Origin of the sequence: Neoehrlichia mikurensis (assembly GCF_019186785.1) — a bacterium.
Taxonomy (GTDB): Bacteria; Pseudomonadota; Alphaproteobacteria; order Rickettsiales; family Anaplasmataceae; genus Neoehrlichia; species Neoehrlichia mikurensis.
The window spans coordinates 429,373-455,071 of record NZ_CP066557.1; the positions used below are offsets into that span (position 1 = coordinate 429,373).

Consider the following 25,699-nt stretch of genomic DNA (forward strand, 5'->3'; position numbering starts at 1 on the left):
CCCAACACTCTACAAATACAACACATACATTACTAATTATCTGAATTAGAGCCTACATACATTAATCATAGTACACATAATTATAATACTGGCGGCAGCAAAATACTTATTATCCTTTTGCTCTATAGAATTATCTAGTTAAGTAAAATATTTACAGCTATTCTTTTTCATTTATTGTTTCAAAATTTACACCCATGCAACTACCTAATACAAAAAATATTATTTGATGCTACACAACTTTAAAAAAGCCTTATTACTTTTTTTTTACATAACAAATATATATTTCTAAGAATTAAACATTAGTAACTTATGAGGATAACTATCCTTAAATATACTTGCAATATAAATTTTTTCTTATAAAATAGCCGTCAGTAAACTCTAGGGAATACATGAATACTATCACTGTAAGAGAAGCACTATGTAGTGCAATTGAAGAAGAAATGGAGCATGATAGCACTGTATTTGTAATGGGAGAAGAAGTAGGCGAATATCAAGGCGCATATAAGGTTACTCAAAACTTATTGCAAAAGTTTGGACCAGACAGAGTCATAGATACTCCAATTACTGAACATGGCTTTGCAGGATTAGGGGTAGGAGCAGCGTTTGCTGGATTAAAACCTATAATAGAGTTTATGACTTTTAATTTTGCTATGCAGGCAATTGATCAAATTATAAACTCTGCTGCAAAGACCTACTACATGTCTGGTGGGGTGCTAAATTGTCCTATTGTTTTTCGGGGGCCTAATGGTGCTGCTGCAGGTGTTGGAGCTCAGCATTCTCAATGTTATGCTTCCTGGTATGCACATATCCCAGGACTAAAAGTAGTATCACCTTATTTCGCAGCAGATTGTAAGGGTCTATTAAAATCTGCAATCAGAGATCCAAATCCTGTAATATTTCTAGAGAATGAAATTGCATATGGACATCAGCATCAAGTTTCAAGTGAAGTACTTCAAAAAAATTATTTCACTGAAATAGGTAAGGCCTCTGTTATTAAACAAGGAAATGATATTACTATTATATCATTTTCTTTACAAATTAAAAATGCATTAGATGCAGCAGAGTTATTACATGAAAAAGGCATAAGCACAGAAGTAATAGACTTAAGAACTTTACGTCCACTTGATATCAATACAATATTAAATTCTGTTAAAAAAACTAACAAAATTATTACTGTAGAAGAGGGATGGCCATTTGCAGGCATTGGAGCTGAAATTGCAGCATTAATAATGGAATATGCTTTTGACGATCTAGATGCCCCTGTGTTAAGAATTACTGGGAAAGATGTTCCATTGCCATATGCTGAAAATTTAGAACGGCTTGCATTACCGCAAGTACATGATATAGTTGAGGCAGCACTTACCCTATGTACTCGCAATTATGCAACAATACCTTAACGGCCTATAATAAATCAAATATTTGAATAATATAGCATAATTCCTTTAACATTTAATAGTATATAGCTTATAATACTATTGAACCCTATCATGTATAAAAGGTACTCAATGTATGAAATAATTCTTTATATATCGCAATATCATCATTGGATAGAAGCCTTTCATATTATATCAGTAATCATGTGGATATCTGGAATGTTATATCTACCACGACTTTATGTTTATCATACTAATGTACCTCCTCATTCTAATCGTAGTAAAATGCTAAAATTAATGGAACGCAGATTATTAAAAATCATTGTTAATCCTGCAATGATCTGTAGTATATTCTTTGGGGTAGTACTTGCAATTGTAACAGAAGCGTATTCTACAACATGGTTCGCAATTAAAATTACTTTTGTAACGTTAATATTAATAATTCATATGATGCTTGCTAATGATTACAAAAACATGCTTTATATTTTAAAATAATAAACGAAACTATAACATTATTTTAGTAGTACTAATAATTATAATAGTTGAGCCTTTTAGCTAAGTACGTACTACAAAAATCATTTGACTTTATAATCTTCTACATCCTACAATAAGGTAGAATTGTTTTTTAGAGAAAACTTATGGTTGCATTAAGTACTCCTAGTGTAGATTTACAGTTTGCTGCAAAGGATTTTTCCTTAAAATCTACAGATGGTCAATTTTATGACTTAAATAAATGCCATAAGGGAAATGCCTTGTTGGTTATGTTTATTTGCAATCATTGTCCTTATGTAAAAGCTATTATTAATAGACTAGTACAGGATGTTACAAAATTAATAGATCATCATGACGTTAAAGCTGTAGCCATAATGCCAAACGATTTTATATCGTACCCAGAAGATTCTTATAATAATATGGTGACATTTGCTAAAGAAAATAATTTTTCTTTTCCATATCTAATCGATGAAACTCAATCAGTTGCAAAAAGTTATGGTGCTGTTTGTACTCCTGATTTTTTTGGGTTTAATAGTCAGCTCAAGTTATGCTATAGAGGAAGATTTGATACTCCTAATATCAATAATGTAGCAGAATATTCTGAGAAAAGCAGTGAGTTATTTGAGGCTATGAAGTTTATTGCTAAAACTGGTAAAGCACCTCAACATCAAAAACCGAGTATTGGGTGTTCAATAAAGTGGTATTCGTTTAATAAATAAGCATATGCATGATACTAAATATTTATTAGATATAATAATATTACTTTCTGCTGCTATTATAATAGTAGTAGTCTTTTGGAAGCTTAACATTAGTCCCGTTCTTGGATATTTCGTTGCAGGCACTATTATTGGTTCTCATGGATTTCACTTAATAGAATCTTCTGCTATTATTAGTAACCTTGCGGAATTCGGCGTTGTATTCCTGTTATTTTTAATAGGACTTGAGCTAACATTTGATAGACTAATTGCAATGCGAATGCATGTCTTTGGATTTGGAACATTACAGGTAATAGTTACTGCTATAGTAATATGGTATATTGCACGTATGTTCAATATAGATTATAAGGGCTCAGTAGTAATAGGTGGAGCCTTAGCATTATCTTCAACAGCAATCGTACTGCAGGTCCTACAAGAAAAAGGACATCAAGCATCACAAATTGGTAGATTATCTATTGCAGTATTATTGTTACAAGATTTTGCTGTCGTGCCATTAATTGTAATGTTACCCTTATTAGCTGGAGAATCTCAAAACAGTATCGTAATAATGTTAATATACTCGGTATTAAAAGCTGGAGTTGCTTTAGCCTTAATTTTCACTACTGGTAGGTTATTACTTAGGCCACTATTTAGTACAATTGCTTCAATTAAAAGTTCTGAAATCTTCATTGCTGCAACTCTTTTAATTGTTTTAGGTGCAGCATTTATTACAGAAAACTTCAATCTTTCCATGGCATTAGGAGCTTTTGTTTCTGGTCTTCTTGTTGCAGAAACAGAATATAGATACGATGTAGAGCAAGTTGTCTTACCATTTAAAAAACTACTCCTTGGACTCTTTTTCATGACCGTAGGAATGTCAATCAATATTACATTATTAATAAGTAAATTATCAATTATTATACTATTATCCTTTTCGCTAATTATTATTAAAGCTTCAATAATTTTTATATTGTGCAGATTTTTCCGCTTTCAGATAGCATCAGCAATAAAAGCAGGACTATTATTATCACAAGGTGGTGAATTTGCTTTCATTCTATTCGGTCTTGCAGCAGAAAAAAATGTATTATCAAGCGATTTAGCACAAATCTTAATGATGATTACCACCATAACAATGGCTTTCACTCCGTTACTTTCAACACTAGGAGATTGGATATCAAATCTCATAAATAAAAATAAGATCTCGTTCTCATCACAAGAATTATTATTAGATACACAGGACCTAGATCAACATGTAATAGTGGTAGGATTTGGAAGAGTAGGACGTATGGTTGCAAGAGTATTAACAGCAGAACAAGTAAATTATATTGCATCTGATATTCAACCTCATGTTGTAAAAAATGGAAGAGATGAAGGATTCCCAGTTTATCTTGGCAATCTCACAAAATTAAGTACCTTAGAATCAATGGGGATATTGCGAGCAAAAATTATTATAATAGCAATTAACAATGATGTTACTGCAAAAAAAATAATATCTTTAGTAGCTAAAAATTTTCCTAATACTATTATTGCTGTACGGCTTCCTGATCTTACAAATGCTGAATCTTATCAAGATCTTGGAGCACATTATTTAATTCCTGAAACATGTGAAACTGGACTGCAGTTAGGTGCAGTGGCTTTAAGTATTAGTGGATTTAGTACTAATGCTATATCTTCTCTTAAAAATACCTTTAGAACCGGAGGATACTTTATTACAAAAAAACACACCGAAGAATAGTTATATTATAAAAATAGTATCCATATAATGACTTATCTATTAGTATTTTTCTGCTGTAATAGTATAAGTATATTACTAGTAGAAATACTAAAAATCCAGAACCTATAATGATTATTCCACATTAGTATTGTGAAACTTGATAACAACATTGTAATTTCCTTCTTATCAAGATAGAAATTAATAATGATGATATTACATAGGCAATAAATTAAAAATACATCACTAATTTAGCTTTTAAATTAATAGTGACATAAAATATAGGTATTACTAATGTAATGCACTGGATAAAATAAACTATATACAATATATCAAAAAAAATTTTATCAAATGATATAACATTCAATTAATGATATTATAAATTTGCATAATGCGATTATACAAATGACTATAAGTCTTTATATCCAAAAACATTTTAGTAAACTTGACATATCTTAACAAAACATATATTCATTATTAGTTAGATACATAAATTACTTATGTGCAATCCTATAGCATTGTTACGTAAATTAATTACTTTTCCAAGCATTACACCAGATAATGGCCGCACAATTGATTTTATATCTGAGGTACTATCAAATCATGGGTTTACCTGTAATGTTTTTAATAATGGAAATGATAAAATACAAGTTAAAAATTTATATGCACAATTAGGTAACACTCCTCCTAACTTATGTTTTGCAGGACATACAGATGTTGTTCCTGCTGGCAATTTACAAAAATGGTCTTTTAATCCTTTTTCTGCTGCTATACACAATGATATACTATATGGTCGTGGTGTTGTTGATATGAAAGGAGCAATATGTGCTTTCATTTCTGCAGCAATACAACATAAAATAACAAATGGCTCCATAAGCTTTATTATAACTGGGAATGAAGAAGGTACAGAATATGAATATGGAACACCTGCAATATTACAATGGATGGAACAAAATAATAAAAAAATAGATTTTTGTATTGTTGGTGAACCAACAAGCAACTTATTTGTAGGGGATACTATAAAAATCGGTAGGCGTGGCTCGATAACTTTTAACCTTACATGTTATGGAATTCAAGGACATGTAGCTTATCCACAATTTGCACATAACGCTATAAATGACATAATTTGTATTCTACATCAAATAAAAAATATATCTCTTGACAACGGAAATGAATACTTTCAACCCTCACATTGCGAAATTACAGATATTAACACAGAAAATATAGTAACTAATATTATTCCAGATTCGGTAACAGCACACTTTAACATTCGCTTCAATAATCAACATAATGCCCAATCAATTTTCAAAATAATAGACAATATTTGCTCTAGCATTACACAAAGATATTCTTTATCTTACAAATTATCTGCTGAACCCTTCATTAGCAATAATAATAAATATACAGATACTTTAATGTCTACCATTAAAGAAATTACAAATCGAGAAGTAATATTAAGTACTTGTGGTGGTACTTCAGATGCAAGATTTATCAAAGATTTTTGTGCTGTAGCTGAACTTGGACTACTTAACAAAACTGCACATAAAATTGATGAAAATGCTCCAATATCAGATATTTTACTACTATTTACAATTTATAAAAATTTTATAGAGAAATTCTTTTTAATACGCGACAACTGTACAACATAAAAATTAACCTACACATTGCATATTAAAGTTATAGTTTAAAATTAATACACTCGTATTTATTCTACAATATTTTTAGGCAAACAAAAACATCACTAAAATACGTTTTCTGAACTCTTCTACTCACTATGCAAAACAATATTTCCCATTGTATAAATAACATAATATTAAATAATGTATCCTAATAAATAAACAATTTTAACATATTTCATAAACAATATATACAATTCTGCAAATTAATAAACCTCATTTTATCAACTAAGATCTATATAATTTATGTATTTCTTAGCATTCATTAAAAAACTGAGTTTCAAAAAATGTAACATGCAAAATAGCTTTTATAATAAATAATATATTACTCTTATTTAATAACAATTTCCTATATATGATGCAGAACATAAATACCTGAAATTAGTATAATCAGTTATATATAGTTTTCAATTTTCTATTTGACATTCACATAACTAGAATATTACAAACAGATCCATATTCTATAGTACCTTAACTAAAATTAATAGTACAATAATACTCTGATATAATACTTGAAAAGCAATTAACTTGTGTAATATTATTAGGATTATACATAGGTAATATAAGATATCTTGTCATACATTAACTGTAGATACACAACTCTCATCTAAGATATATAGGATATAAAGCTTGATCTTAAGTAAAGTTATTAATTTAATCTTTCCACAAGCATGCGTTAATTGTAAAAATATTATTGATTATAATAAAAGCCTATGTAATACATGTGAGAATGCTATTGATTTCTTAAATGATAATTATTGTATAACTTGCGGCCTTATTTTAAAAAATAATGCAAAAGTATGCAGCAAATGCTTGCTTAATCCACCATATATCACACAATTAGAGTCTATATTTGCTTATAATCAACACAGCAAAAATATAATATTAAACTTTAAATTCTTGGATAACTTATACCACATAAAAACATATGCTAAATGGATGTATGCAAAAGGTCATCATTTATTTCCAGAAGTAGATATTATTGTTCCCATTCCATTACACACAAAAAAATTACTTTATAGGAAATATAACCAAGCTGCCGTACTAGCTAACAGCATAAGTAAACTTTGTAAGTTACCTGTAGAGTTATTTGCACTAAAAAGAATACATTATACAACTCCTCTATATAATTTATCAATAAAAATGCGCGAACAAACTATTAAAAAATCTTTTAAAATTAACAATATAAATGCAATTCAAGGAAAAAATATACTACTTATCGATGACGTAATCACAACTGGAATTACTATTCAGACATGTGCTAAAGTACTTATTAACTCAGGAGCAAAAGAGGTAAAAGCATTAACACTAAGTAGAACTTTGTGTAAATAAAAATACCTTTATATAATAATAATAATACGTTATTATGGTATGGTATTACATAGCTTAATTTTAACTAAGGATATTTAATGATAGAGCAGGATATAATAAAAATTAGTGCGCATGCACGTTTAAATGTTGGGACAGGTTCTTCTCGTGCACTTAGAAGGAGTGGTGCTATTCCCGCAATTATATATGGTAAAGGACGTGATCCTATAAGTATAAGTATTATTCACAAGGATTTTTTACATAAGTGTAGATCACTCTCCTTAGCTACGCATTTAATAGAATTAGATATAGACAATAATAAGGAATATGTTTTACTAAGAGATATACAAAAACACCCGGTTAGTGATGCTATTCAGCATGTTGATTTTCAATTTGTTAATCAAAATGCAGAAATTAAAGTAGATGTTCCTATAGTATTAATTAATGAACATAAGTGTATAGGAATAAAACATGGAGGAACATTAAATATATTGCATCGTACCTTATCATTAAAATGCTCTCCTCAAGCAATTCCTCAAACAATAGAGATAGATTTATCTAATTTAACTGTTGGGCATTCTATTCATGTCAGTGATTTAGAGCTACCTGATAAAGTAACAGTAGTTATGAAAGAGGAAAATTCAGCAATAGTAACAATATCTAGTGCTGAAACTGAAAAAGATTCTGAAGCTGCTAGTAGTATTGATGACAGTGCATCACCGTCAGAAGACAAGTAATTATCCCCCCTATATTTATTATATGTTTACTTTATTTGTAGGGCTTGGTAATCCTGGTATTAAATATGAGTTAACACGTCATAATATAGGGTTTATGATAATTGATGCCATAGCAAATTGCTTTGGTTTTCCTCAATTTTATAAGAAATATGACTCTCTATTATCAATAGGGGACATAAGATCTCACAGAGTAATACTCTCAAAACCTCAAACATTTATGAATAATTCTGGTAAGTCTATTGTTAAAATCGTGACTACACATAAGATCGCACTTGATAATATTATTATTTTTCATGACGAAGCTGATATACAATTTGGCAAAATAAAGCTTAAAAAGGGAGGAGGTAGTGCAGGACACAATGGATTACAATCAATTACTCAAGAAATTGGCCAAGATTACTGGAGAGTAAGATTTGGTATTAGCAAACCAGTTTACCCTATAACACTTGAATACCACGTTTTATCCAATTTTGATAATATAAATAAAGTTAAGAACATAATACACAATATTTCACAACATATACATCTACTACTAACGGACGATAAATCTCAATTTATACAAAGTCTATCAATATAATTATGTATTATTAATTTCTGATATTTTGTATTTAAATCTTTATAAAAAACACAATGATTTCTTACCAATAAAATTTGAACTTCACCTACACAATCACATAGAATCTTACAGCTATCAATATCTTTCTGTTTCAGGACATAACAACATTAACTAAAAAACAATTATCACAATATATATCATGATAACTTTATAGGTATTACATTTAATAATATAAAGCCAACCACAGGCAATTTATCATATACAATAAATCTACTATATATGTTAAAAACTCATTACTACTTCATAAAATTATAAAAACAATCAAAGTATCATACTACTCTTGTATATGTATCTCATAATTTTACATATAAACTAAGTACAAAATACTGCTAGAAACACATTTATCAAAACCAATTAGAAAGTTTTTATTATACAATAATACCACAATAAACTTTCTGCAGTAATTTTGTTAACTTTGATTATTAGTTTTAATATATTTTCTTTACGGAAAACCTTATTTTAATCATATAATCAATACTAAAAGTATGTTAATATATAATAGATAATAATTTTTTTATTTTTAAGATTTATTAGCATAAATTATATGTATATCGTACTATCATATATATAAAGTATACAATAAAAAGTTATGCCATTCAACGAAATACACGAAGAATGTGGTGTTTTTGCAATAAAAAATAATCGCCATGCAGGATTAAACTGTATATTAGGGCTACATGCACTACAACATAGAGGACAAGAGTCTTTTGGTGTTGTAACATCTGATGAATCAGATCATGATAATTTTCATATATATCATTCACATGGATATGTCAATGATATATTTAACAAAGCAAATGCTATAGATGCATTATCAGGAACACTATCAATTGGACATGTTCGTTATTCAACAAGTGGCGATAAAATGCAAATGCAACCTATAATTACAAATTGTAAATTCGGTAAATTAGCAATAGCTCATAACGGAAATTTAATAAACACAGAAGAAATACGTCACAATCTCATTAAACAAGGTTACAAATTCTCATCAAAGATAGATACAGAATTAATTGCAAACTTAATTGCTATAAGTAGCGAAGAAGATTTCATTAACAGTATAATATTTGCCTTAAAACAAATTAAAGGCGCATACTCTTTGGTAATTATGACAAAAAATACACTAATAGGAGTGAGAGATCCTTCAGGAATAAGACCATTAACATTAGGCATTTGTAAAAAATCTTATGCTTTAGCATCAGAAACATGTGCTTTTAATATTACAGGATTTACTACAGTTAGAGATATTAAACCAGGAGAATTAATCATCATTAATAAAGATAATAAAGTTACAAGCTTATTCCCCTTAGAAAGTTATAAACCAAGTTTTTGTATATTTGAATACGTATATTTTGCTCGTCCTGACAGTATAATGGCGAACCAATCAATATATGAAATTCGCAAAAATATTGGAATAGAATTATCAATTGAAAATCCCCCACCAAATGACACTGACATGATAGTACCTGTACCAGATTCTGGAATACCAGCAGCAATAGGGTATTCATCACATACAAAAATTCCTTTTGAATTTGGCATTATTAGAAACCATTACGTAGGCCGCACATTTATACAACCTACTGCTCAAACACGCAATATGAGTATTCAATTAAAACATAGTGCAAATTCTTCAGTATTAAAAAATAAAAGTATAGTCTTAATAGATGATAGTATTGTACGTGGCACAACATTAAAAAGCATTATATCATTATTAAGAAAAGCAGGAGCAAAATATATACACCTAAGAATATCTAGTCCTCCAACTAAATATTCCTGTTTTTATGGTATAGACACGCCCAATGCCTCACAACTCATAGCAAATAACTTCTCAATAGCTGAATTAGTAGAAATTTTACAGTGTGACAGCTTAGCATTTCTTAGTATAGATGGATTATATAAGGCAATTTGTAACACAAATCGTAACATGCAAAAACCTCAATATTGTGATGCATGTTTTACTGGAGAATATCCTATAGGCAAATAAGATCGCATCATATAATATACAGCAATTTGTAACACTTAACATACAAAGGTCTCTTAATCTTTGGCATATATTTACTAAGTATTAATATGTTATTAAATATTAAAAAACATTAACATTATATTTTAATACTTAAAAATACAAATTTTGATAGCATAAATATCTTATCTTACTTTCAATTATTATTTACAACAAACTATGATACAATTAGTTTAAGAGGAGTTTTCTCACGTAAAATTAAATTTCATACTTCTAATAAAATTTTAGAAATTCAATTTATACAGTAACTTATATTTCAATATAAAAAAATAAACTTATCATAATCAATCATTTAATAACTTCACATTTTATATATACTAACTTCAACATTGCCTATTTTCATAACATCTTGATAGTTTATAACTTTATCAACTTGTAGTATACATAATCCCATATTATTTATACTAAACAACAAATGACCTATTAATTCATCTTGAAAAAATATTTCTTTTACATCTGTAGGTAAATCATTATAAGGGGAAATTATTGTATAAGTTTTCTTTTTAGCACCAATACGATACATACGTGCAACTACTTCTTGTCCTACATAACACCCTTTATTAAAATCAATTGCGTTAAACTCATCCATCCTAAAATGTAATGGAAAAGACTCTCTCTTTTTCATATCTCTATTACAATCTGGAACTGTATATTGCATTTTAAGAATTTCATATTCTTGTAAATCTATATTTTTAAACAATGTTTCACTTAATGTAGGCATAATAACACGTGTTCCTATATTAGCATTTCTAGGATCACTAATAAATATTAACTCATCTATGACACAAGTCTTGCCACAATAACTTTCCTTCCTATCTATTATTACACCTACCTTATATTCTTTAGAACAATCTCTAATTTTTACTCTTTTATGTAATTTATATAACATCAATTGTGCTATAAGATCATTTTTATCAATACTATCACACTCCAACAATAAATCATTTTCAACTTGTACTAAGAAAAAATCATATATATATCTTCCATTAGGAGTTAATAATAAAGAATAAACAGAGTTACTAGCATTTACTTTAAATATATTATTTGTAGCTATATCGTTAAGAAATTGCTTATTATCTGGACCAGAAATTTTTATTATACTACGATTCAATAATGTAGTAAATCTCACATCAATACCTCAATCATTACCTTAGGTATTATACCTATTAATTAATAAGTATCCTTAAAATTATTTTCATTTGTTAAACACTCATTCTCTTGATAATTATATTAAACATAACCAATAAATATCTTACAATACTTATAAAACAAAATATACTTTTCACAATTTTTGGACAACATATGTTAGTAAAATAAAGTACTAAGCACTATTTAATACATGCAAATCCTAAATATTAGTACTGTGCTACTTACCTAATACTAACAGCACTCACATATTAAATATTCAATTCTTGCAGTAGATAATATTCATATACAACAATATAAATTATTTGCTTTCATAAAAAAATCACATATTTTCATCTTACATGGTATTTCATTTTTCATACAATGGAACATTTATTATAAAACATTAGGTAATAACTAACAAATTATAATAATCTATTTACACTAAGCATTAATTCATAGTGAATAAACGTCCATATAAAATTATCTATCAATCTTCAAGTCTATTAATTAATTTATTATAAAGCCTTCTTTTTAAAAGAATAACACCTATTATTCCACCAAAAGCTATCATAAAAAACCCTATCCATACTAAGTTAACATAGGGTTTATAATATATTTTCACAGCAATACCCTTATGCACATCTATATCGCCTATTATTATATAAATATCTGATAAACCATTATGATATATACTGCTTTCAGTATTTCTAGTTCCTTCAACTATATAGAACCTATTCTCAGGAAGTAATTTACCTATTATTCTATCATTATCTTTTATGACAAATAACCCCCTAATTGCCTCATAATTATCCTTCTTAATAAAAGTAAGTTTTGATAAAACAATCTCAAGGCCATAAATATTTACACGACTATTTGCTTTCATATACTGTTCTTTAGTCTCCTGCAAAACCGTAGAACAAATAATCCCTAATACTAATATAGAAAACCCCATATGTGAAATAAACATCGAATAATATTTAGTATGCAAAGATATAGCCAATTTTATAGAGCTAGTTAAGGGAATTCTAAACAATTGAATTTTACTACTATAATCTTTCAAAGATAGAACTATCAATAATATTGATAGTAACAATATACCTGCAGCAATGCCCTTAAATAAAATTAAAGAAAATATCGTCAATATTATTAACAGATACAATTTAAAGCTTATTTTTGAATTATTACTTTCTTGCCAATCTAATTCCCATACAAATCCCATCAATAACAATAATACAACAACCAATCCACCAAAAATTATGTTATAATATTGAGATCCAACTGAAATTACTTCATCTGTCAATAATTCCAAAATAATAGGATAAATAGTACCAATAAATACTACAAAAAAAGCTGTTAATAATAATATATTATTTATCATTATCGCAGTAATTTTTGAAATATAAGAAAAACAATAATTCTCTTTTGATCCTCTAAAGAAAATCATCAATATTACAACACTTGTACTTATTATCACACCAATTAACAATAATATATATATTCCACGTTCTGGGTCATTAGCAAAAGTATGTACAGATACTAAAATTCCAGAACGTACTAAAAACGTACCAATTAAACTAAATCCAAATGTAAATATTGATAATACATACGCAAAACTACAACATATATTAAATTTTCTTACTAAAGTTATTGCATGTATTAATGCTACTCCTAATAACCATGGCATTAGTGAAGAATTCTCAACAGGATCCCAAAACCAAAATCCTCCCCACCCTAATTCTCGATATGCCCACCAACTTCCTAAAGCAATGCCACATGTTAAAAAAGACCATGAAGTTAATACCCACGGACTTATTATACATGCCCACTCCTGCGCCCTTTTTCGCACCATAACACTAGATAATGTTATAGAAAAAACCGTACTAAACCCAACATATCCAAAAAACAATATAGGAGGATGTATAGCTAATCCTATATCTTGCAACATAGGATTAAAACCTAATCCATCAAGTTCAACTGTTGTCATTTTAGTAAAAGGGTTAGATGTTGTCATAATGAATAATGAAAAACCACAATACAATAAGTGTTGTATTGATATAGCAACTTTTTTTAAATCTTCTGACTTTAATAGTAATTCTAGCAGCAAAGCATGTACACTTAATATCCAAAGCCATAATAAAATTGAACCTTCATAATTACCCCACACGCCACATATTTTGTATATCAAAGGTTTCGTTGTATGAGAGTTATAATAAACATTACAAAAAGAAAAATTATCTGTTATATGTACATAAATCAACAATCCCATAGCAAGAGTAGCAAAACAAAAAATAACGTATGTAATGATTTTACTCAAAGTAAATGATAAATATGAAACAGCAGGATAAATTGCAGACAATATGCACGTTACTAATAACGGTAAACTTAGATTACCTACAAAATCTAACATTAATTACTACATTTAGCTGTTAACTAAATTATAAACCATATTAATAATAGTAACAACCATTGTGATGCTAGCATAAAGAATAAAAAGTTAAGTAGAGTATACTATCATATTGACTTCATAGCACAATAAATAAATATATATCAATTATTTAATAGTTAATTATCAATATTCTAAAAAACTGTTATATATCATAAAATCATAGAAATATATTTAAAAAATAATTACTTATTATAATTATTAATAATATTAAATAGTGACACCGTATAAATATTTAAAAATATATAAAATTTATCAAATTTCTAACATAGTCTAAATGCTAATATTATTGATAATAAATATATTTTAATTTATTTCTCAAGTAATTGTTATTATTATGAAGTTATTGCATCACTGATAACTATTTTCTATACTTTCCTAATAAAATTAAAATTAATCAAATTTATGGAATTAAGTAACAAATATTCATTTAAAATAATCGAAGATAAAATTAATACTTTATGGGAAAATACACAATTGTATAAATGGACAAATTCTAACAATAACAATTTCGTTATTGATACTCCTCCTCCTACAATATCAGGTCAATTGCATATGGGACATGTATTTAGTTATTGTCATACTGACTTCATAGCACGATATCAGCGCATGCTTGGTAAAAATGTATTTTATCCAATAGGGTTTGATGACAATGGATTACCAACAGAAAGACTAGTTGAGAAAACTAAAAAAATAAAAGCAAAAGATCTTGAAAGAAAAGACTTTGCTAAAATGTGTCAACAGGTTTCTTGTGATTTTAGAATGCAATTCAAAAAATTATTTCGTATTTTGGGTATTAGCTATGATTGGACATTAGAATACCATACCATGAGTAAAGATATTCAAGCATTATCACAAATGTCTTTTATTGATTTATATAAAAAAAACAAATTGTATAGAAAATTGCAACCTATTTTTTGGGATACAGTAGATCAAACAGCAATCGCTCAAGTAGAGATTGAAGATAAGGAAGTTACATCCTTCATGAATATAATTAATTTTCGAACAGAAAATGGAGAAATTATCAATATTGCAACCACACGTCCAGAACTTATACCAGCATGCGTAGCAATATTTTTTCATCCCGAAGACCATCGATATGTACATTTAAATGGACAATATGCTATAGTACCTATTTTTGAAAATAAAGTTAAAATTTTACCAGATGATAAAGTAAAAATAGAGAAAGGGACAGGGCTAGTTATGTGTTGCACATTTGGCGATGAAATGGATATTTATTGGTGGAATACTCATCAACTAGACACTAAGATTATCATTAACAAAGCAGGAAAAATTTGCAATATACATTCATCTATAGAAAAAGCACATGCTTTTATACAGCAAATTAATAATTTATCTATTATCGATGCTCGTAAAATAACAATAGAATTTTTATCGCAACATAATTTACTTATTGCTCAACAACCAATAATCCATAATGTTAAATGTGCTGAAAGATCGGGAGCTCCTATTGAAATTCTACTCGATTATCAGTGGTTTATTAAAATACTAGATTATAAAAATGAAATATTACAAAAAATTCAACAAATTAATTGGTATCCTCAATGCATGAGCAAACGCATGAAAATATGGATAGACAGCTTAAATTGGGATTGGTGTATATCACGTCAACGATATTTCGGAGTACCATTTCCTATATGGTATTCTAAAAGAACAAATGAACAAGATAAAGTTATTATTCCAGATATTAAAGATTTACCAGTAAATCCAACAATAGATATTCCTCATGGATACAGTAAAGAAGAAGTTGAAGCAGAGACTGATGTAATGGATACTTGGGCTACTAGCTCACTTTCTCCACAATTTCATATCCAACACACTAATAAAGACACATTACTAAATATAAACAACTTACCTTCTTTTTTGTTTCCTGCAGACTTAAGAGCACAAAGTCACGAAATCATACGTTCATGGGCATTTTATACTATTTTGAAATCTAATTACCATAATAATGATATTCCATGGAAAAATATCATGATTAGTGGATGGTGTTTGTCAGAAGATAAAACAAAAATGAGTAAGTCAAAGGGTAATACTATAGATCCATACAAAATATTAGATGCATATGGCGCTGATGCAGTAAGATACTGGGCGGCAAATTCTAAACTTGGCACTGATACAGCATTTTCCCATAATACTATTAAAACAGGACAACGTCTTATTACTAAACTTTGGAATGCAAGTAAATTTGTCTCTATGTTTACTTCATATCATCATACTCCTAATATTAACTACGTAACAGAACCAATGGATAAATGGATATTATCTAAATTATACAAGACAATATCATATACAACACAACAGTTTAATTGTTTTGAATATTGCATAGCACTAAATACTGTTGAAGAATTTTTCTGGAAAGATTTTTGTAACAATTATTTAGAACTTGCAAAAAAAAGAGCATATGGTAAAGACGTTACTTCACAAGAAAATTTAAGTGCTATTAATACTTTATCCTATACGCTTAAGATTTTACTAAAACTATTAGCACCATTCATTCCATATATCACAGAAGAAATTTATAATACTCTTTATAGCAATAATTCTATCCACAGCCAAAATAATTGGCCTATTAAAGAAGAAAATTTATATGACAAGTCACATGAACAACTAGGAGATAAATTTATAGAAATATTAGATCAAGTAAGAAAATTAAAATCTAACATGAAAGTTTCCATCAAATCTCAAATAGATACATTAACAATAAATTGTCAAAATTCCTTTTATTTTCCTCAATCGTTTACTCAGGACTTAAAATATGTATGTAATGCAAATAATGTATTTTATAATGATATACAGGAAGATATTTTAAATATTTCTGCAACATTTGTATAAAATATACAAAGTTTATTAATTATACAAACCATGTTCAGTAACTCACAGCTTTACAATAATTAACTTAAAATATTACAATAATGCAATATATAGGTAGATACTTTAAATATTTCTGCAAATAAATTGACAAATATAGAAATATTTTTCTTCTTTATAATTTAATTTAAAATTTATCAGTAGAAAATTTGCTATGCTGATACAAAAGAAAATTTACTTTTCAATAAATTAAAATTCCTAATACAACAACTTATAAATTATACTTTCATTCTATTTAAATTATGTAATTTCTTAAATTATACAAAAACACTTCTAATTTTATAAATTTCTTTTAACATTTATTAGATAATAATCTATCATCTTTTAGTATGTGCTAATATAGAATATATAATTAGATTTCTCAATTAAAAATTTTATAATTGAGAAGCATAACAATATTAAACATGTATTTGCTAATAAAAAAGAACATAATACATCTGTTAATAGTTCTAACAAAAACAGCTATTATTAATCATGAATTTCAATAAAAAATAATTTATTACCAGCTGCTTCATAGGATTATTAGCCATTCAATAACAGAACAACAAGTAGGATTAAAAACTGATATATATATATTAAAAAATTACTGTATTTTAATAGCGATTGTATAAGCTAATTATCATAACGCATTGCTCTATTTTTTTCTCGATCCCAATCTCTAGCTTTTATTGCTTCCCTTTTATCATAAAGTTTTTTACCTTTTACCATAGCAATTTTAACTTTCGCTAACCCTTTATCATCAAAAAATAACAACAGCGGTACCACAGTTACTCCTGAAGTTTTAAGATTACCTGCTATTTTATAAATTTGCTTTTTACGGAGAAGCAATTTTCGTGGCCTTAATGGACTATGATTACGATAACCTGAGTGATTATATTCTGAAATATGCAATCCATATAACCATAATTCCATTTTCCTTTCTATAACATAAGCTTCAGCAATACTCACCTTTCTTTGACGGAGAGATTTTACTTCACTTCCTATTAACACTATCCCAGCATCAAATTCTTGTACAATAAAATAATTAAATCGCGCTTTACGATTTTCTATTATTACTTCCATATCTAAGAACGCAAATTCAAGTATTCAATAAGTCTATTAATTGTCAATATTTTGATATTATATTTATTAGCAAAATCTACAATTTCAGAAAATCTAGACATTGTACCATCCTTATTCATAAGCTCACACACAACTGCTGCCTCTGAACATGCAGATAATCTTGCAATTTCAACACTTGCCTCTGTATGACCTGGCCTTTCAAGTACTCCACCGCTTCTTGCAATAATAGGAAAAACATGTCCTGGCGTGACGAAATCATCTTTTGTAGTACCATCACGTATAACTGTGAGTATTGTAGTCACCCTATCTTGTGCAGATACTCCTGTAGTAATACCATATCTAGAATCTATAGAAGTAGTAAACGCAGCACAATTATCATTAATATTAGTACGAGGCATAAAGTCTAAGTTAAGTTTTTTCATGTAATATTCTGTCATAGCTAAACAGACAATACCACTACCATGCTGTATCATCAAATTCATTATTTCGCTATTTACTTTATCTGCTAAAACAACCAAGTCACCTTCATTTTCTCTATTCTTATCATCCACTAGAATAAAAGGCTTACCATTAGCAGCATCTTCTATAACATGGTCAACAAAAGAAATACAATTATACTTTTCTAAATTGTTAACACTCATTAACGACCTTCTAAATAAATTCTATGTTCATAATTTTATACATTTTATAGTCACCCTTAGGTGTTTTTACCTCAACAACATCACCTTGTCTTTTTCCTAGAAGAGATACAGTTAAAGGAGATTTAATAGAAATCATATTTTTTGATACATCTGCTTCATATTCACCAACTATTTGATACTTAGTAACACTAATCACATCATTACATTCATTACATATAGAAAGCGTTACAGTTGCCCCAAACATCACTGTATCACCTGATAATTCTGATACATCTATTATTTCAGCTCTAGATTTTTTTGATTCTAATTCCATTATCTTGCTTTCTATTAATCCTTGCTTTTCACGAGCAGCATGATACTCTGCATTTTCAGAAAGATCACCTAACTCCCTAGCATCAGAAATAGATTTTATAATTTTAGGTCTTTCACTTTTCAATAATTCTAATTCTGATTCTAATTTTTCAAAACCCTTCTTTGTAATAGGAAATCTCGTGGTAATATAGTCAGCCATAGTAGTACCTACCTCTTAACTTGCTCAAAAACGCAAGCAAAATGCCTTTATTATTTCTAATAATCTATTCTTTATATCATCAGTTATACTTTTTGACAAGCTAACTAAAACATCTTTGTGATCAAATTGTAGCTCACGCAAAAAATCTTGCTCAAACTTATTAACATCACTTATTTTTAAGTTATCTAAACATCCATTCACACCAGCAAAAATAACAGCAATTTGTTCCTCAACAGTTAGCGGTGAATATTGCGGTTGTTTTAGCAACTCCATCATTACTTTCCCTCTTTCTAAGATTTTCTGTGAATGAACATCTAAATCAGAACCAAATTTTGCAAAATCTTCTAACTCACGATATTGAGCTAAACTTAACTTTACAGAACCAGCAACCTGTTTTACAGATTTTATCTGTGCAGCAGAACCAACTCTTGAAACAGATAAACCAACATTAATAGCAGGACGAAACCCTTTATAAAAAAGTTCAGACTCAAGAAAAATTTGTCCATCAGTTATTGAAATAACATTTGTAGGAATATAAGCAGACACATCACCGCCCTGCGTTTCAATAATAGGCAGTGCTGTCAAAGAACCACCACCTTTACTATTAGACATTTTTGCAGCCCTTTCTAATAACCGAGAATGAATATAAAACACATCTCCAGGATATGCTTCACGACCAGGAGGACGTCTTAATAACAATGACATCTGTCTATATGCAACAGCATGCTTTGATAAATCATCATACACAATCAAACAATGCATTCCTCTATCACGAAAAAACTCTCCCATAGCACAAGCAGCATATGGAGCCAAATATTGAGTAGCAACATTATCAGCGGCCCCCGCAGCAACAACTATTGTATAACTCATCGCTCCACTTTCTTTAAGTTTATTTACTATTCTAGCTATTGAAGAATTTTTCTGTCCTATAGCAACATATATACAATATAGCTTTTTACTTTCATCAGCCGTATCATTAATAGTTTTTTGATTAATAATAGTATCTATAGCAATAGATGTTTTGCCAATTTTTCTATCACCTATAATTAATTCACGCTGCCCTCTTCCTATTGGAATCAACATATCTATAGTCTTAATGCCAGTTTGTAAAGGTTCAGTAACAGGTTGCCTATCTATAACACCTGGCGCCCTAACTTCTACAGGAAGTTTATTGTAAAAATTTATATCTCCTTCCCCATCTATAGGGTTACCTAACGGATCAACAACTCTACCAAGCATTTCAAATCCTACTGGAACATCCATCAAGCGATTAGTACATTTAACAATATCACCTTCTTTAATATCTCTATCATCACCAAATACCACCACGCTAACAGTATCATATTCTAGGCTTAATATTATTCCATGAATACCGTTATTAAATACTACTACTTCACTGAATTTTGCTTTCTCCAAGCCATAAACTAAAGCTATACCATCTTTAATTGATATCACTTCACCTATACTTTCATTTTTTATAGGATTGTCAAAGCTTTCAACTTTTTCCTTAATAATACGCAATACTTCCCCAGATGACACCATACTCATTACTTTCACCTAAAAAATATTAATTTTACATATAGCAATCTTACTTGCTGCTGATAAATTTTGTAAATAACTATTTAATGAAACATCTATTATATTAAAACCTATTCTAATAATAAACCCACCTAAAATCTCAGGATCTACATTATTAACAATATTTTCGGCTGTACCATATTTAGTCTTTAAAACATCAATAATTTCATTAATTTCTTTTTTTGATAACAAATAAGATGAAGTTATTTCTATATCAAATTTTTTCTGATGTTGCTTTACCAAAATAAAAAATTGCTTAAAAATTTCTAATAGTAAAGGAGCTCGCTTATTTTCAATGACTACACATACAAAATTTAGCAATACTTTTTCTAGTACATCATTTACTGAATTAATAATAGCATTTTTATCATTAATTGATACAACTGGGTTTACTAAAAATGAATAAACCTTGTCTATTTTTATAGCTTCAGTAAAAACTTGGACATCACTGCATATTTTATCAAAATTGTCTTGTGATAAATCAAACAATACCTGCGCATAATTAAAAATTATATAACCAAGATTTCGTTGATTCATAATACCCAGCAGTGTAACCAGCTAAGGGATTATACACTTCATTGTAGTATAGTCAAGAATTTTTGTATTTTACAAAATATCACTTATAAATGATATATACTTCAAAAAAACATCATCAATACCTTATAACAAATAATCAATAGATATTATAAAATAAGCTATATTTTAAATCTAAGAAGATTATATTAATGTACACACTTAAAGTACAATTAAAAGCATTATCACAATATACTAATAATGATCTCAAATTAAATTTTACTATAAGAAGTACATTATTTAACTTAGTTAAAGTTACATCAACTTAATTACATTATATACATTTTTAATACATTACATATATAAAAAGTAACTTATTATATTTATCATTATGGTATCCAATTACAGTACCCAAATCATACTTTTGTCTTATACATAATTTACAACATAAAGTGAATATATCACTTATCTATAATACCTATACTTTAATAGGCCTATAACATAGCAATAATTACCTAAATATTTCCCTATATATTGCTATCAACATAAAACATTATCTTCTAGAAGTATAACATCTTCTATTTTTTTTATATACATATGTATACTTGCTTTGCATATTAAGGAACAAAATTATATAAATATTCCAGATTAATATATCCATTAACCTGGCAATAATAATACAACACAGATAAAATCACAGTAACAACTGTCGTGATAATCACTTTTGTCAACAAATAAGCTTTTGTAGGACCACTACTTGCTAATCCTACTTTTAAATTCATATCTATCTTCACTTTAACAGGCAAAATTATGAAGAAGATAATCCACCATGTTACTATAAAAAAAACAGCAACATTTACAATCATAATATTTCCTTCAATTTAATGTTAAATATTTATCTATGATAAAAGGGACAACTTATAAAATATAATTTACTAATAAACTTATATCCATTTAATTGAATTAAAAGCTTGACAGTGCTCACATTCATAATACCATTCTTGTACAACATTATTACATATAGTACAGCACCAATGCATATCAGGAACAGCATTTTTTAACTCTTCAAAATAACACAAAGATTCCTTATTATCATAGAAATTTAAATATAATTGTATCATTAACAAATAAAAAGATACGTATTTATACTTCCCTAGCGCATCATTTAAATATTGCAAAGCAGCATTGTACTGCCGTAAATTTATTAATTTTTGTATTATTAAATACTTACTAAAATAATAATCAGGAGATAGCTTATACAACATATCAATAGCTTGATTTTTATCATTAGATATGTTCAAATAAAGCATAGCTATATCTTTATGGGCATCAATCTTATATTGATATTCGAGCAAGGCTAGAGCTTTTTTCTTCTTATCAATTTTTATGTACAATTTCGCTTTTAAAATAGCAATAAATAATATATATTTATTTTTAACATATTTTAAAATTTTTAATCCTTCTTGATATTTTTCATCACGGTAGCATTGATCAGCAGCAGCATAGCTAACTACTGCTAACAGTTTTACGGCATCATATGGTAATAATAAATGAAATTTTATAGCATATTTTAATTCTGAGATTACAATATTCCATTTTTTTTCAATGCAATAAGCATCTATTCTAAAAATTACCGACCAAACTTGCTGAATAAAAATTTGATTAAGTTTTTTTAAAAGCTGTAGCTGACAGTATTTATCTTTTTCTCTTTTTACAAAACTACATAACAATAATCCTAAAAAATCAGGAAGAGAATTTTTAGATACTAAACATGTAAAATACTTTTCTGCCTTTTCATACTGTCCTATTTTAAAACATAAACAAGCTTTTAATAAATTAAACTTATCATCACACCCTCTAAGCTTTTTTATATATTTCTTAACTTCACGTTCTTCACCAAAATATAGACATGCGTTTCCAGCTATAAATGAATCTACTTCTTTTTGTAAAAAATGTAGTTTTACATTATATATACGTAAAATAACATATAAAATGATACGTATCAGTGCTATTAATAAAAATATAATTATACTCAGTAATAGCAAGATAACCAACATATTAAGTTCTACGCTATAGCCTAAGAACTCTATTTTACAAAAAACACTCTCATAATTTATTGCCCATAATCCTACAGTAATAGTAATAATTAAAATTAATATGCAAGTAATCATTCATTACCAGATGATGCAATAATATGCTTTGAAAGTTGATTATATATTAATGATATATTTTTTTCAATGGTTACTAAATCCTCTAGATTAATAATCCATGACTGTAAATCATCAAAGGAATTTAGTTCCTTTTTTGCAAAATTCAACGCATTATTCCAATGATTATTATCTACATAAAACTCTAACTCTTTTAAATTCTTCCATAATTTACTATTGTTATTTTTAATAAAAACCCATTTTGATAAAAATTTTTCAAATAAATTAGCATTTCTATAATGAAATCTACTAATTATAATTTTTAAGAATTCTTTTAATTTTTTAAATGTATTAATTTCTTTATCATTTAGCTTCTCTATTTTATCTAATGCATTTTCAATACTGTTATCATTTATTACATGAAATATTTGTTTAATTTTATAAATCTTATCTTTTGTCAAGGCATCATTAAAGAATGATTCCTTGAAATCTATGATAGATAATAATAATTTTGACAAACATCTTGTTTGTACGTTACCATCTTTGTTCACAAATAGTTTATTCGCAGAAACCGACATTGTAATTTTGTCCATCTTCGATAATATTACTGCTTCACTATTTGTAACTTTTGCATCACACTTATTAAACAATTGAGTACATTGTTGACTATACATATTTAAATCTTTCTTAATATCCAATAAACAATACACAACAGTTCCTGCCCAAAAAGCATGAATACATGATATTATGCACCATAACCATACCTCTCGTATCATTAAAGTTTTACTCATATTTTAAAATATCTACCGGATCTTGATATGCGGCTTTCAAAGCTGGAGGTATTGTCATAACAAAAGCAATACCTATAGCTAACATAGCAACATACACCACATCTTCAACTAACAACTTTGAAGGAATACTATCTAAAAAATATACTATAGGATCAAAGATAGTGCTACTTGTTATATTTTCAAGAAAAGATTTTATTTCGTTAATATGCAAGGAAAATCCAATACCAGCTATGCACCCAATCCCTGTTCCTATCCCTCCTATCAAAATACCACATATACAAAATATTCGCATTATACACCATTTACTTGCACCCATAGTACGCATAATTGCAATAGCTTGCTTTTTATCCTGTACTAAAACTGAAATACTAGAAATAATATTAAATGCTGCAACAACTATTATTAGTGTGAGTATTAAAAACATAACATTACTTTCAATTTGTAATGCATGAAAATACTGTCCTTGCTGTATCTTCCAATCTTCAAGTTTATAATTAACTTTATTCTGTATTGATTTTAATATTTCAGAAGACTTATCTGCATCTTTTAAAAAAACCTCAATATATTTAATCTTATTACCATATTTAAATAAAATCTGTGAAAATTTTACCGGCATATACACAAATGTACTATCGTACTCATACATTCCCATATCAAATAGCCCTACTACTTTGTAAGTTTTTACTCTTGGAATTGATCCTAAAATTGTAATAAAACCTTCTGGTGAAATTATAGTAACATTATCGCCACATTTTACCTTTAAGTTTTCTGCTAATCTCGCACCAAGAATGACTCCTTGATTAAATTCATCAATATTTCCGTCTATTATACTATCAAAAAGAATTTTTTTATTGACTATTTCCTGTTGATCAATCCCCCTTACAACAACCCCTAAAACATTATTTTGCGATTGAATCATAGCTTGATTTTCAGTAACAGGAATTGCTGCCGTAACACCTTCAATGCTTTTAATGGCTTGAGCAACATCACAATAATCACTACTATCACAATATACAGTAATATGTCCATTCATCCCCAAAATACTGTTACGCAACTGTGTAGAAAAACCATGCATCACTGACATAACAACAATTAATGCAGTCACACCTAGTGCTATACCTAAAACAGAAAGCATTGTCACCATTGAACAACACCAATATTTGTTTTTCGCCTGCAAATATCGTAATGCTAACATTAATTCTAGTCTTACAGACACTTTTAAATATTAGTTTATATAAAGTTCACCTATATCATAATTTAAAAAAAGTAGCAATTTATATAAGTAAGCAACTACATCTAAAAATAACAGACATTGTAACCATTAAACTAAACATCTACTTTTCGCCTACAAATATCGTAATGCTAACA

Annotated in this window: 21 protein-coding genes; 10 read left to right on the forward strand and 11 right to left on the reverse strand. The window is 28.0% G+C overall.

Going from position 1 to position 25,699, the window contains the following annotated elements; genetic code table 11:
* Positions 1-389 precede the first annotated feature (389 nt).
* The 9 genes from HL033_RS01675 (at position 390) to purF (ending at position 10,589) form a co-directional block, all read left to right on the forward strand.
* Positions 390-1,397, forward strand: a complete 1,008-nt coding sequence (locus HL033_RS01675) for a pyruvate dehydrogenase complex E1 component subunit beta (RefSeq protein ID WP_218194358.1) — start codon at positions 390-392, stop codon at positions 1,395-1,397.
* 108 nt (positions 1,398-1,505) lie between these two features.
* Complete coding sequence (locus HL033_RS01680) at positions 1,506-1,868, forward strand: CopD family protein (protein ID WP_246575331.1); 363 nt, start codon at positions 1,506-1,508, stop codon at positions 1,866-1,868.
* Positions 1,869-2,011: 143 nt separating this feature from the next.
* Positions 2,012-2,584 (forward strand): thioredoxin family protein, encoded by a 573-nt coding sequence (locus HL033_RS01685; RefSeq protein ID WP_218194359.1) that lies wholly within the window; start codon positions 2,012-2,014, stop codon positions 2,582-2,584.
* A 4-nt stretch (positions 2,585-2,588) separates the two neighbouring features.
* Positions 2,589-4,295 carry a cation:proton antiporter domain-containing protein gene (locus HL033_RS01690; RefSeq protein WP_218194360.1) on the forward strand — a complete coding sequence of 569 codons (1,707 nt, stop codon included), beginning with the start codon at positions 2,589-2,591 and terminating at the stop codon, positions 4,293-4,295.
* A gap of 476 nt (positions 4,296-4,771) precedes the next feature.
* Positions 4,772-5,920, forward strand: coding sequence for a succinyl-diaminopimelate desuccinylase (dapE, locus tag HL033_RS01695; RefSeq protein WP_218194361.1), 1,149 nt, complete (start codon positions 4,772-4,774; stop codon positions 5,918-5,920).
* Positions 5,921-6,577: 657 nt separating this feature from the next.
* Positions 6,578-7,279 (forward strand): ComF family protein, encoded by a 702-nt coding sequence (locus HL033_RS01700; protein ID WP_246575333.1) that lies wholly within the window; start codon positions 6,578-6,580, stop codon positions 7,277-7,279.
* Positions 7,280-7,356: 77 nt separating this feature from the next.
* Positions 7,357-7,992 (forward strand): 50S ribosomal protein L25/general stress protein Ctc, encoded by a 636-nt coding sequence (locus HL033_RS01705; protein WP_218194362.1) that lies wholly within the window; start codon positions 7,357-7,359, stop codon positions 7,990-7,992.
* Between the two features lie 22 nt (positions 7,993-8,014).
* On the forward strand, positions 8,015-8,569 hold the full coding sequence (pth, locus tag HL033_RS01710) for an aminoacyl-tRNA hydrolase (RefSeq protein ID WP_218194487.1): 555 nt from the start codon (positions 8,015-8,017) through the stop codon (positions 8,567-8,569).
* A gap of 628 nt (positions 8,570-9,197) precedes the next feature.
* Positions 9,198-10,589, forward strand: coding sequence for an amidophosphoribosyltransferase (gene purF, locus HL033_RS01715; protein ID WP_218194363.1), 1,392 nt, complete (start codon positions 9,198-9,200; stop codon positions 10,587-10,589).
* Between the two features lie 337 nt (positions 10,590-10,926).
* Here the strand turns inward: purF and ygfZ are convergent, their stop codons facing one another.
* Together ygfZ and HL033_RS01725 are read right to left on the reverse strand one after the other, a co-directional pair.
* The gene (gene ygfZ / locus HL033_RS01720; RefSeq protein WP_218194364.1) at positions 10,927-11,754 is read right to left on the reverse strand and encodes a CAF17-like 4Fe-4S cluster assembly/insertion protein YgfZ; all 828 of its coding nucleotides are present in this window, start codon (positions 11,752-11,754) and stop codon (positions 10,927-10,929) included.
* Positions 11,755-12,240: 486 nt separating this feature from the next.
* Positions 12,241-14,160 carry a heme lyase CcmF/NrfE family subunit gene (locus HL033_RS01725; protein WP_218194365.1) on the reverse strand — a complete coding sequence of 640 codons (1,920 nt, stop codon included), beginning with the start codon at positions 14,158-14,160 and terminating at the stop codon, positions 12,241-12,243.
* A 441-nt stretch (positions 14,161-14,601) separates the two neighbouring features.
* Here HL033_RS01725 and HL033_RS01730 point away from each other — a divergent pair, with 441 nt between their 5' ends.
* A complete protein-coding gene (locus tag HL033_RS01730; RefSeq protein ID WP_218194366.1) occupies positions 14,602-17,052 on the forward strand; it encodes a valine--tRNA ligase in 2,451 nt (816 codons plus the stop codon).
* 648 nt (positions 17,053-17,700) lie between these two features.
* Here HL033_RS01730 and smpB read toward each other — a convergent pair.
* From smpB to HL033_RS01775, 9 genes are all read right to left on the reverse strand, one after another.
* Complete coding sequence (gene smpB, locus HL033_RS01735) at positions 17,701-18,150, reverse strand: SsrA-binding protein SmpB (protein ID WP_218194367.1); 450 nt, start codon at positions 18,148-18,150, stop codon at positions 17,701-17,703.
* A 2-nt stretch (positions 18,151-18,152) separates the two neighbouring features.
* Complete coding sequence (gene ribB / locus HL033_RS01740; protein WP_218194368.1) at positions 18,153-18,791, reverse strand: 3,4-dihydroxy-2-butanone-4-phosphate synthase; 639 nt, start codon at positions 18,789-18,791, stop codon at positions 18,153-18,155.
* A gap of 10 nt (positions 18,792-18,801) precedes the next feature.
* Positions 18,802-19,302 carry a transcription elongation factor GreA gene (gene greA, locus HL033_RS01745; RefSeq protein ID WP_218194369.1) on the reverse strand — a complete coding sequence of 167 codons (501 nt, stop codon included), beginning with the start codon at positions 19,300-19,302 and terminating at the stop codon, positions 18,802-18,804.
* A gap of 24 nt (positions 19,303-19,326) precedes the next feature.
* A complete protein-coding gene (gene atpA, locus HL033_RS01750) occupies positions 19,327-20,844 on the reverse strand; it encodes a F0F1 ATP synthase subunit alpha (RefSeq protein WP_410522108.1) in 1,518 nt (505 codons plus the stop codon).
* A gap of 15 nt (positions 20,845-20,859) precedes the next feature.
* Positions 20,860-21,417, reverse strand: coding sequence for an ATP synthase F1 subunit delta (gene atpH, locus HL033_RS01755; protein ID WP_218194371.1), 558 nt, complete (start codon positions 21,415-21,417; stop codon positions 20,860-20,862).
* Between the two features lie 593 nt (positions 21,418-22,010).
* The gene (locus tag HL033_RS01760) at positions 22,011-22,259 is read right to left on the reverse strand and encodes a DUF1467 family protein (RefSeq protein ID WP_218194372.1); all 249 of its coding nucleotides are present in this window, start codon (positions 22,257-22,259) and stop codon (positions 22,011-22,013) included.
* A gap of 78 nt (positions 22,260-22,337) precedes the next feature.
* Positions 22,338-23,564, reverse strand: coding sequence for a hypothetical protein (locus tag HL033_RS01765; RefSeq protein ID WP_218194373.1), 1,227 nt, complete (start codon positions 23,562-23,564; stop codon positions 22,338-22,340).
* Positions 23,561-24,331, reverse strand: a complete 771-nt coding sequence (locus tag HL033_RS01770) for a hypothetical protein (protein WP_218194374.1) — start codon at positions 24,329-24,331, stop codon at positions 23,561-23,563. The genes HL033_RS01765 and HL033_RS01770 overlap by 4 nt, the downstream gene beginning before the upstream one ends.
* A complete protein-coding gene (locus HL033_RS01775) occupies positions 24,324-25,547 on the reverse strand; it encodes a lipoprotein-releasing ABC transporter permease subunit (protein WP_218194375.1) in 1,224 nt (407 codons plus the stop codon). The genes HL033_RS01770 and HL033_RS01775 overlap by 8 nt, the downstream gene beginning before the upstream one ends.
* Positions 25,548-25,699 lie beyond the last annotated feature (152 nt).

Excerpts from the sequence above, each read along its gene's own strand:
- HL033_RS01675 (WP_218194358.1), top strand. The coding sequence starts at position 390 with ATGAATACTATCACTGTAAGAGAAGCACTATGTAGTGCAATTGAAGAA.
- HL033_RS01680 (WP_246575331.1), top strand. The coding sequence starts at position 1,506 with ATGTATGAAATAATTCTTTATATATCGCAATATCATCATTGGATAGAA.
- HL033_RS01685 (WP_218194359.1), top strand. The coding sequence starts at position 2,012 with ATGGTTGCATTAAGTACTCCTAGTGTAGATTTACAGTTTGCTGCAAAG.
- HL033_RS01690 (WP_218194360.1), top strand. The coding sequence starts at position 2,589 with ATGCATGATACTAAATATTTATTAGATATAATAATATTACTTTCTGCT.
- dapE (WP_218194361.1), top strand. The coding sequence starts at position 4,772 with ATGTGCAATCCTATAGCATTGTTACGTAAATTAATTACTTTTCCAAGC.
- HL033_RS01705 (WP_218194362.1), top strand. The coding sequence starts at position 7,357 with ATGATAGAGCAGGATATAATAAAAATTAGTGCGCATGCACGTTTAAAT.
- pth (WP_218194487.1), top strand. The coding sequence starts at position 8,015 with ATGTTTACTTTATTTGTAGGGCTTGGTAATCCTGGTATTAAATATGAG.
- purF (WP_218194363.1), top strand. The coding sequence starts at position 9,198 with ATGCCATTCAACGAAATACACGAAGAATGTGGTGTTTTTGCAATAAAA.
- HL033_RS01725 (WP_218194365.1), bottom strand. The coding sequence starts at position 14,160 with ATGTTAGATTTTGTAGGTAATCTAAGTTTACCGTTATTAGTAACGTGC.
- HL033_RS01730 (WP_218194366.1), top strand. The coding sequence starts at position 14,602 with ATGGAATTAAGTAACAAATATTCATTTAAAATAATCGAAGATAAAATT.
- smpB (WP_218194367.1), bottom strand. The coding sequence starts at position 18,150 with ATGGAAGTAATAATAGAAAATCGTAAAGCGCGATTTAATTATTTTATT.
- ribB (WP_218194368.1), bottom strand. The coding sequence starts at position 18,791 with ATGAGTGTTAACAATTTAGAAAAGTATAATTGTATTTCTTTTGTTGAC.
- greA (WP_218194369.1), bottom strand. The coding sequence starts at position 19,302 with ATGGCTGACTATATTACCACGAGATTTCCTATTACAAAGAAGGGTTTT.
- atpA (WP_410522108.1), bottom strand. The coding sequence starts at position 20,844 with ATGGTGTCATCTGGGGAAGTATTGCGTATTATTAAGGAAAAAGTTGAA.
- atpH (WP_218194371.1), bottom strand. The coding sequence starts at position 21,417 with ATGAATCAACGAAATCTTGGTTATATAATTTTTAATTATGCGCAGGTA.
- HL033_RS01760 (WP_218194372.1), bottom strand. The coding sequence starts at position 22,259 with ATGATTGTAAATGTTGCTGTTTTTTTTATAGTAACATGGTGGATTATC.
- HL033_RS01765 (WP_218194373.1), bottom strand. The coding sequence starts at position 23,564 with ATGATTACTTGCATATTAATTTTAATTATTACTATTACTGTAGGATTA.
- HL033_RS01770 (WP_218194374.1), bottom strand. The coding sequence starts at position 24,331 with ATGAGTAAAACTTTAATGATACGAGAGGTATGGTTATGGTGCATAATA.